Source organism: Shewanella sp. HL-SH8 (genome assembly GCF_051165765.1).
Taxonomy (GTDB): Bacteria; Pseudomonadota; Gammaproteobacteria; order Enterobacterales; family Shewanellaceae; genus Shewanella; species Shewanella glacialimarina.
Genome location: NZ_CP195039.1, coordinates 264,783 through 278,854 on the forward strand (window position 1 = coordinate 264,783; position 14,072 = coordinate 278,854).

Sequence of the window (14,072 nt, forward strand, 5' to 3'; positions counted from 1 at the left end):
TAAAACAATGTTAGAAATTAATTCAACTTAGCAGAAGAATTAACGCGCAATAACCCAATTAATAGTGGATTGGTGTTTTCACAGCTTTGTTGAAAATTCACCGCTAATTTCTCCACATTATTATTGGCATCATATACCAATTCTAATATTTCAAAACTGCCTAGACTATTGTTACAACCCCTACCGCCGCCGGTAAAACTTAACCCCGCGGTAACAGGTGATTGGAATGGATAGCGTGTTGCGTTTTCATATTTTTTTACCGCTAAACTTTCGCCTTTAGGGGCGGCAAGATCTAAGTTCCACCATGTATTAGAGTTAATACCGACAGAAATATAGTCCCGTTGTTCGGCGCCATTACTGAACACTGTGAATGATGAATCTGAGGTATCGAAAGTCTGAGTTTGTCCGCCACCAATATAATCACCCATTGAACTCACAAAGTGAAGTACTGTGCTGCTCGGCGTAAAGTACTTTATGGTGAAATCAGACGAAATAACATAGCCCTGACCGTTATCAATTTCAAGACGCACTGAAATATCATTAGCATGCCCTGCGGGAGCAGAAAATGTCGTCTTACTCGCTGATTTATTGGCAAATACAAGACCTACATTATTGACATCAATCCATTTGAAATTAAGTTTTTTGCCTTTATTCATCACCGATTTAGATGCATCTAAAGTGGGGAAGTCGTCCGCCTGATACAAGCCTGTCCCTTTGTCCAAGTTGATCAAGATTGCATCATTAACATTAATGCCAGTGACTCGGTATACGTATCGAGCAACATCTTGAGTGCTAATTAATTCAAATGAATCAATTTCATATTCTCTACCTGCAGCTAATGGCGTCTTAGGTGTAATACTAACAATTGCCCCTGCAACAGACACGGTTGCATCCACGCGATGATAAGGCCAGTTAGTCGTATTGAATGTTGTGGTATACGTCCCTGACTTCACTGGTCTAGACATAAGAAACTGAACACTTCCACCACTGGCAGGAAACTCGGTCAGCAAATCGCTATTTAACACGCCAACAAAATCAAAGTTGTCTGAACGGTAGGCATTTACGTAGTTATTTACGCTACCTGAAAACCACCACAGGGAACCTTCAACAGCATAGCTCCAAGAAATACTGTAAATGTCAGAACCCGATTTAACATTCATAGATTCTGAGTTGGTCACAAAGTTACTGCTGGTCTCAACAATATCGGTATTTGAAGTAAAAACATGCATCAAGCCCTTATGGGGATACTCAGAAAAGTGCCCAACTAAAGGTTCTTTAAATGCAAAAGAAAAACTCACTGCCGCCACAGGTAATTCAATTTTCCCCGCACCGCTAATGCTATAAGTCGCATCTGAAAACTGCTCAGAACGGGTAATAGCCGTATTAACAAAGTTCATTTTCAGGTCAGCATTACGATCAACTATAAGCGATACATTGCCTATATTTTTAACTGTGGTTTTTTGACTAACAGCGAACTTTTGAATTTCGGTACCCAAAATCCCTTTGAACTGAAGAAGGGTTTCTCCGTCAAATTCAACATCCGATAAATTAACTTCTGTGAGTGTTTTACCGTCGTCAGAATTAAGGCTAACGACTTTAACGGCAACCACGCCTGAAATCGTGCTATCTAGGGAAGGGATGTAGCAATCACGATAATCCATAGAAATAACATCAGCAGCTGAAATTGTGTTGCTGCCATCAATATCATTGATTGTTCTTGTGGAAATACCGCCGTTAGTACAACTTTTATCGATACCTAAATCGTTAAAACTGGCTTGTTTGATAATGCTATTGGCAAATGTGCCAACCTGAATAAAGCTTTCTGCCACACTCAGGGCCATAGTCGATGTGTTTACGGGATCATCTTGAACTTTAAAGGTTGGAAGTGGCGCCACTATTGGTGGCACTATTGCAGGCGAAGAATCAGACCCACCGCCGCAACCCGCTAATGAAAGTACCAATGCACCTAATGCAAATCCCTTTGAAAACTGGCTCATAACTATCCTTTGAACAAATAAAACCTAAGTAGCAGAAGCGAGCATCATAACTGAGTTCTATTTGTTAAAGAATAGTGACATAGCCGTGTTAATGAAATATTTACGCTAATGCGTCAATCTTAAAGAAAACTACATATCTAAGTCGGTCAATGGCTTGCGCAGTTGCGCCCTGACATTATCCATACCCGAATAAAACTCTTTCATCATCAATAATCCCATCATTTTGCCGTTATCAGTCACAATCAGTTTATCGGGGTTTGATGGGTCATTCTTAATCGCGCCCATTGCTTTCATTGAACTCATTTCTTTGAATAATGCGGTATCTAAATTCACCCCAAATTCATCACGGAAATACTTACGTGATAAACGACCAGAAAACATGCCTAGTAAGAAGCGATATTGCATCACCTCTTTCTTTTGATAATGCTTTTGTTGCTCAACAGCCATGCGCCCCTGGGCAATACGCTCTTGGTATTTTTTCAATGAGAAAGTATTGACATATAAAGTATCGTTTAAAAAACTAAATGACCCAGACCCCACACCTAAATACTCATCATGATCAATTACATACTCATCAAACCCTTCATCATTGGCTTTGCCAAACGCCCAGGCTGATAATTGGGTATATTGGCCGGTTAATTTGTTAAGGATCTGACGGTATTGATTAATCATTTCACCCTGTGGCGCGGCAAGCGTGCCTTTAACACTTTTACGGGTTTGATGGGTGATCATTAATGGGTAAGTGGTAATTTGTCTTGGGTCTAATCGAGAGGCCATTGCTAAATCTGACTGAATAACCTCATCGGTTTGGCCGCGAAAACCAAAAATCAAATCGACATTGATGATGGGGAATAATTCTTTTGCCGCCATAATACGGTCAAAAGTTTGCTGGCCTGAACCAAACTTATCTAAGCGGTCAGTCATTTTTAAAATACCGTCATCAAAGCTTTGTACCCCAATCGACATACGGTCGACTAAGCCTTTCAACTGCCTAAATTCAGGGTTAGCCAAATGCTGTGGGTCTGACTCACACGACACTTCTTTAATATCAGGAAACAAGGTTTTAGCATGTTCAATGGTACGGGCTAATTCATCTTCCAATACCGTAGTGGTACCGCCGCCAATATACATAGAGCTAAATTGATAACCTAAGTCTTTGGCCATCTGCATTTCTTTGCGCAGCGCAACAAAGTATTCCCGCGCTTTATCTTCGCGGAATAAAAAACGATGAAAAGTACAAAAAGAACACAGGGTATGACAAAACGGGATATGGGCGTACAGCATGTACTTGCGCCCTTCCACAGGTTTAGGCATGCGGTCTGTGGAAATGGTGTCTAAGCGCAGGTTTTTATCAACATAAAACTGCATGACCTTTTCCATCGAACTCACCATCCAATTTGGCACAGTAATATTAGACTGATAAGGCGTAATCAACGCATCGGATGTTGATTGAATGATAGAAGACATTAAAAATCCTAGTGAGCAAAGCTTGAAACAAAATCATTGATTACAAAGCAGTAAAAAACATATTCCAAAGCGGATCTTAAAAGTACCACTTTAGATATAGATAAAATGTGAGGTAAGCAATGAATCCATAAACTAACAGGATTTTAAATGGCGGTTTGTTAAGCAGGTCATGTTTTAGTCATTATTAATATATTTAACGGTAAAAATGTGTTTGTAAGTGGTTAATTTTGTTTCATAAAACAATAAGTTAATCTAAGTCGAGGCGCTTTCCCACATATTCTTTAAAAGATAAAGCAACATCGTAGGGTTTCATCCTACACAGGTCAAAAGGGCTGAAAAAGCCGTTCAATAACACGTGCCGATTGAATCTATTTTGAATGTTTACTCTGCCCTGACCCACTAAATTTAGCGGGCGGTGGAGTTAGCTAAGCGTATGGTGACATTGTCATCTAAGGTGAGCGATAGCATTTGCTGGAATTTGTTCTCAATGGCGAGTCGGGTGCCGTCTTGTTTTATTTGCGCTAAGCCAAAATTAAAGTCATCACGAATATCGGCGTGTAAAAATGCAAATCGGTAGGACGTGGGGGCAAATACTTTATGACAAATCACCTCCTGTTCTACTTCTTCTTTAGTGAGTTTGCCTGTGAGATAGGACTGCCTGAGGTAATAAATAAAGATATTCTTATCCATCACGGCAACATCCATTCTCTGTTTCATCAGCATTTTCACTTGTAGTATTTGCTTCGCCTGTTCGCGATATTGGCTGTTTAGTGCGGCCATATTAGTGAAGTCTTTGCCTAAAATCATAGAGGCTCGCTGAAAGGCAACAATACTCTTGTCTTGCAAATCGGAAACTGTCTCTATGTTGAAATGCTTATCTTTAAGACTAATGGCACAATTTTGAAAACGAATGACCACATCCGAATAAAACACGCCGTCTAGCATGTTTTGTTTAGTATTAATGATGCCATCGAGTTCGCCTTCTTTAAGGGCATGAAAGGTACGCGCTAAAGGCAGGTATTGTATGTTAACGCTATGACCTTTAACGGCAAGGGCACTTTTGAGCAATTCGAGTTCTATACCACTATTAGTTTCTTGAATGACATAGGGAGGAATTGAAAAGCTGACACCGATTTCAAGATCTTTGGCTTGTATGCCGCCAGAAAATAAATAAAGTAAAATCAAGCCAATAGCATTTAAACACTTAGCCTTTAGATCCGCTAATGTTAACATATTAGATTGTGGGAAGAGCCGATTGCTCTCATTACTCATTTTATTATTGACCTCTAAATGATGGTAAACACTAGCCCTGCTTCAGCGATTTTTCTGCCGTTACCTAACTTATCCAATCATGATTACACTTAACTATAAGAGGTCTTATTAGATTAGCATAACTTTAATTTTGTTAACGTTAGGCTCAGAGAACAGAGCTATTGGCTAAGCGTCTGAATGCTTGAGTATTAAGTTTGAAATGGGTGGCTCTTTCATATCTGATCCATAGGGATATAGGAAATGTCAGTGTGATGTCGAGAACATCACTGACCATGTGAAAGAGCAACCTTATGCGTAAGCACTTCTGTGACACGCAGCAAGTACGTCCCTGTAAGCTCAACGATTTTAAACAACATCCATGTTTAACTGCCAGTTTGGCATCCATGCCTCTCGCTCATAGCGTTTCATAAGATGAAACTTCGCCCTGCCATCGACGGTCACAGCCGCGCTTACACCTAATAATTTATATCTTCGATTAGGCTGCATTGGTAATAAAGCCATTAGAATTTGGCTGAATATGAAAATGTCAGGTACTGGTAAGCCTGCTAAAAGTAATTGGTTAGATTACCGTTATGGCCTGCTGTGACTTAACCAACAAAAAATAAAGTAAAATATTGAATTTAAAATACAAACCAGGTTAAATTATGAAAACTTAAGGACAGAGTTGGCCAATCTCGAACACAATCATCGAGCACGCCATTTAGGGAAGAAGAAGCCATTCAATAACATGTGCCGATCAACTCCCTTTTTAATATTTACTCTGCCCGCACTAATTCCTAGTAAGATTACCTCCACTTTATGCAGGGTGGTTCGATAAATCATAAGTAAAAATGGAATATTGATGATTCACGATGACCAAAATAAAGGCTGGAAGCAACACTTTCCAACTTATCACTTTTCAGAAAGGGATATTGCGTTAGCTGAATATACTGTTGCTGCAAAAGCATTAGAATCAGAAGAGCGGGTATTTCTTAATGCTTCAAATATCACACTTGTAGCTTCAGCTACTCTAGGTTCGTTGGCAATTAGCTCTACTGAAAAGTTATCTAGTACATTAGAAAGTGTCTTACCTAGCTATGCAATACCACTAGCTCTCTTAATCGTGGTTAGCCTATTTTCACTCATAAGTATTAGGTATTTTGCTGATCGACAGCGAGCAATCACATTTGCAAGTCGGAAAGTAGTAACACTACGTAGGATGTTAGGCCTGTCTTACGGGAGAATACAGTTAGTTTTACCAAATTGGCGCATTGAGGGGGCTGATCAGCCTTTGTCGATTCGACTATTTCCTGGTTGGTTTACATACGCTGCGTATCCATTTTGGATTTTATTAATCATTTCTAGTTGCGTATGCTTTATTTTATCTGCATTACTTGTAAAAAGTATTGAATTACCCATCGTAGCAACGAACTCAGCTCTATTCGTTATATTTCTAACTACTTTTTGGGGATTAACTCTTACTTACTCGTTTAGAACTGCATTACTTGATACCCATGAAACAATGAGGCTGTTATACACCAAAATTATCGCGAGTATTATTAGCCTTCCAATTACTCAAAATACCGAGTATTTAATCTACCGTGCTAAATTAGCAACGTATGAAACGGATAGGATGAAAGTATCGCTAACAAATTTAACAAAAGCTCTAGTGTTCATTGAAGATAGAGGGTTTTATAAACATTCGGGGATTAGCTTTAAGGCCATTGGACGTGGTTTACTAAGTCTATTTAAACTTAAGCGTCGCTCTGGTGGCTCTACAATAAATCAACAACTAACAAGAACCCTATTTATTCTTAACTTGAGTAAAACAAAACGTAGGAAGTTAATAGAAATTTTATTCGCTCCTTGGTTGAATAAAGTTTTAAGTAAACAAGAAATTTTAAGTATTTACCTGTCATCAGTTCGATTTGAAAATAGATGCTTTGGAGTAATTCCTGCAATGAATCATTTCTTTGGTGAAGTTCTTACTGATCCAAGTCCTGCTCAAGCATTTTTTTTGATTGAAAGAGTTTCGAATATCAAGCAATCATTATTAACAAGCAAAATTATCGCCACGGCATTGGCTGCAAAAGAAAACAATCTTTTATCTCAGAATGATTTACATGAACTAGCTACTTTATATCAAGAAGCAATTTCTAAACGAACGATAATAGACCACAGCAATAGAGTAGATAGGCTAGTTGAACAATTACATTCCTAATCGGCTAGCCTCCAGTCCCACACAACTCTTCATGCTGCTCAAAAATTTAGTTGGGTCAGGGTAAGCTTTATACAAAATAAGTTAACCGAACTTCTTTTATATTGTTTTGTGTAGCTTTTTCCCACAATCATCATTGCAGCTAAATCGAAGAGACAAAAATTTAGGTGCAGATGAGCCAGCGAGTATCCAAAATAAGGCGAAGTTTCACTAAGTGAAACATTTCTGAGCGAGAGGCATGGATGCCGAACTGGCTGTTTAACAGGGATGTTATTGGTTTTGGTTAAGCCCACTTGGATGCTGATTTTAAAACGAAGAGCTGGCGTCTCGCTGGATTATCTGCACATTAATTTAGTGGAGTCAGATTAACTCACCTAAACCAGCTCAAATGAAATCATAAACAATGACTGTTGGTTTGGGTAAACCTGTTGAATAATCTGTTTTAATTCATCTAAAGGCAGACTTTCTTGCTGCGCATGAAACTCATCAATGTCATCAAAGGCTAACGGCTCAACTGACAAAATAGTAATATCACACACCTTTTGATGGGTTTCTAAGGTGAATACTTCCACTTGCGTACCGGGTACATAATGACTTTCAGATTCATCCCGAATGGTAATGGTTTTTTTACCTGAGGCCACCAGCGGGGTTAAATACTCAAAAAAAGTGATGCTTGTTGGTGCCATGATTTTCGCCATTGTTTTCGCCATTACTTCCGACATAGTTATTGCCTTAATTGCGCGATTAGAATTGAGTTACAGCCTTGCACACTCACCAGGGCTTTGGGAAAAGTAGCGTTTAAACTCACGGCTAAATTGCGTACTACTTTCATAACCCACCTGGGTTGCCACATCTTTTACTTTCAGTTTTTGTGCTTGTAATAACTCTTTGGCTCGGGTGAGTCTAATTTTCTTTAAATACTGAATAGGCGACGATGCGGTCACCTCTTTAAAACAACGATGAAATGCCGACGGACTCATGTTCACCAATCCCGCTAAGGTGTCTACCTCAACTGACTCGCCATAATGTCGGTGAATATAACTTAACGCCTTCTCTACTCGCGCTAAGCGGGTGTGGCTAAGCGATAATGCATATAACGGTGCGGCATTCGGGCTTTCAAGTAACCGATATAACAGCTCAAGCACTAATGCTTCACCCATCACGTTGGCTTCTAGTGGTGATTGTAATGCCTGTAATAGTCTAAACACACTACAGTCCATCTCTTCTGTGGTCGGTGCCACAAAATATCCCGATTGACGCGACTCATTCAAATTTTTGGGTATTTGATTATGCTCATCCATCAAGCGAATAATGTGATTCAGTTGCACCAAATCAATATCGACCATTAATACCAAAACCGGCTCTTCTGGGCTGGCAAAGGTTTCACATTCAACCGGTAACGGCACCGTCATGACTAACGCATTCTCGCTGTCATAGTCAAAGGTTTGATTATCTAAATAAAGCCGTTTCTTACCTTGGCCCACAAATAACATGCCTTGCGAGTAACACATAGGCCCGCGCGCGCCATACTGTGAGCCCCTAAATACATGCACCCCTGCTAAATGGGTTTTATTAACCCCTTCTTTAGGTGCTAGTTGTGCCATTAATATTGCGGTGTCTGTCATATCGATTACCCTGCCTTTTACCCCATTGAAAATACTTTACCAATAAAGCAGGAAAATGCATTAAAAAAACCACTAAAACATACTTTAACAGTAAATAAGGTAGGAATAGGCATAAAGCTGATAGTTATGTGTCTGTTTATTTTAGGCCAGAAGCCTATCATTAGCCCATCAACTTTATCGCGCCAATAAGCCGTTAATGATTTTGATTAACGCGGGCAATTTATTGAACTCACGAACCAGCACCCTTTTTATTGGTTCGAAAAATTAAGGTAACATCACATGCTGAATTTTAATTATCGTAATCCTACCCATGTTGTTTTCGGTAAAGACCGTATTGCAGAATTAGACCAACTGGTACCCGCTAATGCCAAAGTGCTTATCACCTATGGCGGTGGCAGCGTTGTCCGTTTCGGGACGCTAGACAAAGTAAAAGCAGCACTAGGCAATCGCACTGTTATTGAATTTGGTGGTATTGAAGCCAACCCTAAGTACGACACATTAATGCAAGCGGTTGAAGTGGCTCGTAAAGAGAACATCGACTTTTTATTGGCTGTTGGCGGCGGTTCAGTGATGGACGGCACTAAGTTTATTGCCCTAGCTATCCAGTTTGAAGGTGACACTGCTAGCCTACTTCATCATGGTTTTGCACCAGTACCTGTTGCTGAAGATAAAGTGATTCCATTAGGCGTGATTGCAACTTTGCCTGCGACGGGCTCAGAAATGAATGCCTTTGCAGTTGTAAGCTATAAAGGCGGCAAATTCCCGGTGAATCACCCAAGTGTTTATCCTACATTTGCAATGTTAGACCCTGAGTTAACCTTTAGCTTACCTAAAATTCAAGTGGCTAATGGTGTGGTAGATGCGTTTGTGCATGTGCTTGAGCAGTATGCGACTTATCCTGTTGATGCCCGAGTGCAAGATCGCACCGCTGAAGGCATTATGCGTACCTTAATTGAAATTGGTCCTATTACAGTGGCAGAGCCTACCAATTATGAAGCGCGCGCTAACTTAATGTGGAGTGCCACGTCAGCCTTGAACGGTATGATTGGTGTGGGCGTGCCATTTGATTGGACAACCCACATGATAGGCCATGAGCTTACGGCGATATTTAACATTGACCATGCGCAAACCTTAGCCGTGGTATTACCGTCAGTTTGGCGTGTATTGAAAACTCAAAAACAGGCTAAGTTATTACAGTATGCAGAACGTGTATGGGACATTACCGAAGGTGATGAAGACAGCCGCGTTGAACAAGCGATTGTAAAAACGGAAGCCTTCTTCCAGCTGGTTGGTTTAAAAACTCGCTTACGTGATCACGGTGTTGAAAAGGCACAAATCGACACGGTTATTAATGCACTAGAAGCACACGGTATGACTGCCTTATCTGAATCAGGCAAAGTTGACTTAGCCGTGAGCCGTCAAATTCTAGACATGGCTTGGTAACTGTCTAAGTTAACAATTTATTAGCTCATTGATAATAAACACATAAAAATACTCCAGAGAGTCACTTAAACCTGACTCTCTGTTTTATTATTGAGAAAGATGTCTAAAGATATTTTTGGCAGATTGATTGTACGTCTACACCAGGGTTAAATAAAAAATCCTCCCCCGTAATCGATACCATTTGTGATTCCGTAACCAAAGGGTTAGTAATTTTAAACACCCGCCGCTTGTGCAATTGGCCCTGCATTAAAGATTGACAGTGCCATTGATAAAACAGTTGATCAAACTGACCATTTTCAATAAGTCTCAGTAAACCTACCTGAATTCTTTCTGCCAACCTTGGTGTTGCTGGTGATACATAAAAGTAAGTTGCTAGCGGAATATTTAGCAGGATGTGTTCGTCAACAATAAGCTCAGGATAAAGATTGTGGAAAATTTCAACTTCTTTATATGCCTCATTAACGCCTCGCCCAAAGGTGACAAAACGATTTTTTGACAGCATATTGAATAAACTATCATATTGAGGGCTTTCAACCACATCAAATCCCGCCTGTTTCATCGCGAATCTTGTTGACCACTGGCTACCCGAGCCTGTTTGCAGCGTCATCAATTGTGCGAGTGAATCAATATTAGCCAGCAGATGCTTATTTTCATTTTTGATAATAAACACTCTTAACCCTTGAATTCCCTTACGGATAGGGATCGGGACTGCAATTAGGTCAGTATTCCACTGCTGATTTGATGCCTCAGCCATAACATTGATAGCTTCGCCCTCTTTTAGTGACCTCAATATCCGATTTCGACTCATCACCACGTTAGCCTCGTCAATAGAAGCATCACCAAAATCAGCTTGGGTCTCTTTAATAATTAATGCTAACAGTTCATAGGGGTATTGATAGCGATGATCGCGAGCTGAATCCGAATGATTGATGATGAATTTATCTGCAGCAACGGCCAATGGGGCAAACATAAAGCCACACAAGCTGCAAAAAAATAACAACTTCCCAACACGCTGTAAATTAAAGTCCATTTAAGTTCTCTCATTTTCAAAACAGGGATATTTATTTTAAATAATACCGAGCTCAGATAATGGTAAATGCTAGCTCCATTACATAACAAGATTAGACTACATATACATAAAAAAACACCTTACTGGTTGCCCAGTAAGGTGTTTTTGTCAAATAACATTAACACAGCAGCATCTAAACAGTGCCTGTTAACCTTATTTTTTGTACTTCAATGACCCATTTGCTTTGATTTCGTCATACCACAAGTTGTGGTGCTGGATTGCCCAGTTTTCATCACAGTAGCCTGACACCATAGACTCCATGCCACCTTCACTAAGTACTGTCGCCATCCATATATGCACTATGGTAAAAGCGATGAGAACGGCGGCGCTGACGCCATGTACTAGTAACGCAACGATAGAGGCTTCACGTGGTAAATCAAGATTAGGCAGTACTAACATTAATCCGCTAATGCTGAGCAATAAACCAAAGATAACTAAGGTCCAAAACCACATTTTCTCACCCGCATTAGCAAATCCACTGTCTGGATGTTTACCTTTAAACGGACCAAAATTAATGTAACCACCGACCACTAAAAACCATTTTAAATCATATAATTTAAAGGTTTGTAATGGCATCCACTTGATAACACACATCAACCAAGACACAATAAAAATCGGTCCTGACCAGTCATGGATAAATTTACTGGTGGCAATAATCCCTGCCCATAAACCTTCACCCACATATGGCGCGATAAAGTGGCGACCAAGCATAATAAAAATGCCTGTTAGCATAAGGGTTAAGCAAGTAACTGCCATAATCCAATGCAGCAAAATATCAGCTTTTGTCCATCTTTCTAGCAATTTTCCTGAAAAACCATGGGATAATTTTGATGGACCATTTACCAAGTAAAACACTAAGAACGCAGAAAATACACCTAACACAGCTAAAACAATTGCGGGTTTGAGGTAAGTATTGCGTAGCTCTTTGCCTTCATTACCAGCTTTGTTAATTAACACATTAGCTTCTAAGCCAGTATCGGTAGTATATCCCGGTTCGCCTGCTTTCACTGCACGCCAGAGATCTGCATCGCTGGTTTTTGCCGCCTGTTGCTTAGATGATTGATCATCAGCAGCATAAGCATTTGGCATAACCAAACTGATACCTATCACCAACACTAGCAACGCAAACAATATCTGCAGTGATTTGTTTAACGATGTGTTTAACATTGTCACTCCTCATTGGGCCGCAATAATGTGCAGCCCATCCAGTGGGTTTAGATCATCTCGCCTGTTTTTGGGTTGTAACCCCAAATCACATTTGGATTACCTCGCGATGCCATACGCTGACGATAAATGTCAGATACCACACCAGCATCACCCGCAAGCAGTGCTTTTGTTGAACATAGCTCAGCACACATTGGTAGCTTGCCTTCAGCAATACGGTTTGCACCGTACTTTTGACGCTCAGCATCTGAATGTGTTTCTTCTGGGCCACCCGCACAGAAAGTACATTTGTCCATTTTACCGCGGCTGCCAAATGCGGTCTTTTTAGGGAACTGCGGCGCACCAAATGGGCAAGCGTAGAAGCAATAGCCACAACCGATACAGGTATCTTTGTCGTGAAGCACAATGCCATCTTCAGTACGGTAGAAACAATCTGCCGGACAAACAGCCATACAAGGCGCATCGGTACAGTGCATACATGCCACTGAAATTGACGCTTCACCAGGTAGACCATCGTTAATTGTCACCACTCGGCGACGTTGAATACCCCACTCTAAAGCAGAGTCGTTCTCGTTTTTACATGCTGTGACGCAACCGTTACACTCGATGCAGCGCTTGGTGTCACACAAAAATTTCATGACTGCCATAATGGCTTATCTCCTCATCAAGTTAGGCTTTGCTTATCTGACATAAACTGGACTTAGTTTCTTGCATCTGAGTCACAACGTCATAGCCATAAGTTAAAATAGTGTTTGCTGATTCACCTATCACGTAAGGCACTGTGCCTTCTGGATAGTTTTTCTCTAGGCTTTCGCCTTCAAACACACCAGCAAAGTGATAAGGCATGAAACATTCGCCTTCAATCACACGAGGGGTCACCATTGCTTTAACGGTGATTTTCGCGCCTTCTGGTCCGTGAACAAACACATCGTCACCATCACGAATACCGCGATCGGCTGCATCAGCAGGGCTGATTTCGATGAACATTTCTTGCTGTAATTCAGCAAGCCATGGGTTTGAACGGGTTTCTTCACCGCCACCCTCATATTCAACCAAACGACCAGAGGTCAGAGCTAATGGATAGTCTTTAGCAAAGTCTTTGTCTTGAATTGTTTTATAAAGGGTTGGCAGGCGTGCAACCATACGATCATCATAGGTGGGGTACTTAGCCACCAAATCACGACGAGGGGTATATAAGGGTTCACGATGTAACGGAATATCGTCTGGAAAATTCCACACAATACAACGAGCTTTCGCATTACCATAAGGGATACAACCATGTTTGATTGCTACACGTTGGATACCACCAGAAAGATCTGTTTTCCAGTTTTTTCCTTCAGCAAGCTTTTTCTCTTCTGCGGTTAAGTCATCCCACCAACCAAGCTGTTTAAGCATGTCGGCAGTAAACTCTGGGTAACCGTCTTCAATTTCAGCACCTTTAGAGAATGAACCTTCAGCAAGAATATTATTGCCTTCATGCTCAACACCATAACGGGCACGGAAGTTACCACCACCGTCTTTCACTTCACGTCCTGTGCGGTACAAAATTTGCGTACCTGGATGTTTCTGTTCAGGTGTTCCCCAGCAAGGCCAAGGCAGGCCGTAGGTTTCACCGCGCGCAGGACCACCAGGTGCTTCTAGTGTATCAACATCAAATGTACCCCAGTTTTTCTGGTGCATTTTCAAACGCTCTGGGCTTTGGCCAGTATAACCAATGGTCCACATACCTTTGTTAAATTCGCGAGTCACGTCTTCAATAACAGGCTCATCATTTTTCACTTCAATGTGCTTACAGAACTGCTCAGCAACGCCCCATTTTTTGGCCAATTTATACATGA

The 14,072-nt window shown here is 40.8% G+C and carries 11 protein-coding genes; 2 read left to right on the forward strand and 9 right to left on the reverse strand.

The genetic code is table 11. The features are described from left to right. Positions 1-17: 17 nt before the first annotated feature. The 3 genes from ACRWQN_RS01160 to ACRWQN_RS01170 all read right to left on the reverse strand — a co-directional run bounded on the left by ACRWQN_RS01160 (position 18) and on the right by ACRWQN_RS01170 (position 4,736). Entirely contained in the window at positions 18-1,997 is a 1,980-nt protein-coding gene (locus ACRWQN_RS01160) for a hypothetical protein (RefSeq protein WP_434939511.1), read from the reverse strand. A gap of 129 nt (positions 1,998-2,126) precedes the next feature. Further along, positions 2,127-3,464: a coproporphyrinogen III oxidase family protein gene (locus ACRWQN_RS01165; protein ID WP_434939512.1), complete on the reverse strand. Its 1,338-nt coding sequence runs from the start codon at positions 3,462-3,464 to the stop codon at positions 2,127-2,129. Between the two features lie 405 nt (positions 3,465-3,869). Beyond that, positions 3,870-4,736, reverse strand: a complete 867-nt coding sequence (locus tag ACRWQN_RS01170; RefSeq protein ID WP_434939513.1) for a substrate-binding periplasmic protein — start codon at positions 4,734-4,736, stop codon at positions 3,870-3,872. An 841-nt stretch (positions 4,737-5,577) separates the two neighbouring features. On the opposite strand from ACRWQN_RS01170, the gene ACRWQN_RS01175 reads away from it, so the two are divergent. After that, entirely contained in the window at positions 5,578-6,936 is a 1,359-nt protein-coding gene (locus ACRWQN_RS01175; RefSeq protein WP_434939514.1) for a biosynthetic peptidoglycan transglycosylase, read from the forward strand. Between the two features lie 371 nt (positions 6,937-7,307). On the opposite strand, the gene yqfB is transcribed toward ACRWQN_RS01175, so the two are convergent. Further along, positions 7,308-7,655, reverse strand: coding sequence for a N(4)-acetylcytidine aminohydrolase (gene yqfB, locus ACRWQN_RS01180; protein ID WP_434939515.1), 348 nt, complete (start codon positions 7,653-7,655; stop codon positions 7,308-7,310). 33 nt (positions 7,656-7,688) lie between these two features. Next, positions 7,689-8,558 (reverse strand): AraC family transcriptional regulator, encoded by an 870-nt coding sequence (locus tag ACRWQN_RS01185; RefSeq protein WP_226412382.1) that lies wholly within the window; start codon positions 8,556-8,558, stop codon positions 7,689-7,691. Positions 8,559-8,837: 279 nt separating this feature from the next. Here ACRWQN_RS01185 and ACRWQN_RS01190 point away from each other — a divergent pair, with 279 nt between their 5' ends. Then, entirely contained in the window at positions 8,838-10,001 is a 1,164-nt protein-coding gene (locus ACRWQN_RS01190) for an iron-containing alcohol dehydrogenase (RefSeq protein ID WP_434939516.1), read from the forward strand. Between the two features lie 103 nt (positions 10,002-10,104). On the opposite strand, the gene ACRWQN_RS01195 is transcribed toward ACRWQN_RS01190, so the two are convergent. The 4 genes from ACRWQN_RS01195 to ACRWQN_RS01210 all read right to left on the reverse strand — a co-directional run bounded on the left by ACRWQN_RS01195 (position 10,105) and on the right by ACRWQN_RS01210 (position 14,070). Further along, positions 10,105-11,031, reverse strand: coding sequence for a hypothetical protein (locus tag ACRWQN_RS01195; RefSeq protein ID WP_434939517.1), 927 nt, complete (start codon positions 11,029-11,031; stop codon positions 10,105-10,107). Positions 11,032-11,223: 192 nt separating this feature from the next. Beyond that, complete coding sequence (locus tag ACRWQN_RS01200; RefSeq protein ID WP_434927618.1) at positions 11,224-12,237, reverse strand: formate dehydrogenase subunit gamma; 1,014 nt, start codon at positions 12,235-12,237, stop codon at positions 11,224-11,226. A gap of 47 nt (positions 12,238-12,284) precedes the next feature. Next, positions 12,285-12,881, reverse strand: a complete 597-nt coding sequence (gene fdh3B, locus ACRWQN_RS01205) for a formate dehydrogenase FDH3 subunit beta (RefSeq protein WP_226412374.1) — start codon at positions 12,879-12,881, stop codon at positions 12,285-12,287. 22 nt (positions 12,882-12,903) lie between these two features. Continuing rightward, positions 12,904-14,070 carry a formate dehydrogenase subunit alpha gene (locus tag ACRWQN_RS01210; RefSeq protein WP_434940583.1) on the reverse strand — a complete coding sequence of 389 codons (1,167 nt, stop codon included), beginning with the start codon at positions 14,068-14,070 and terminating at the stop codon, positions 12,904-12,906. Positions 14,071-14,072: the final 2 nt, after the last annotated feature.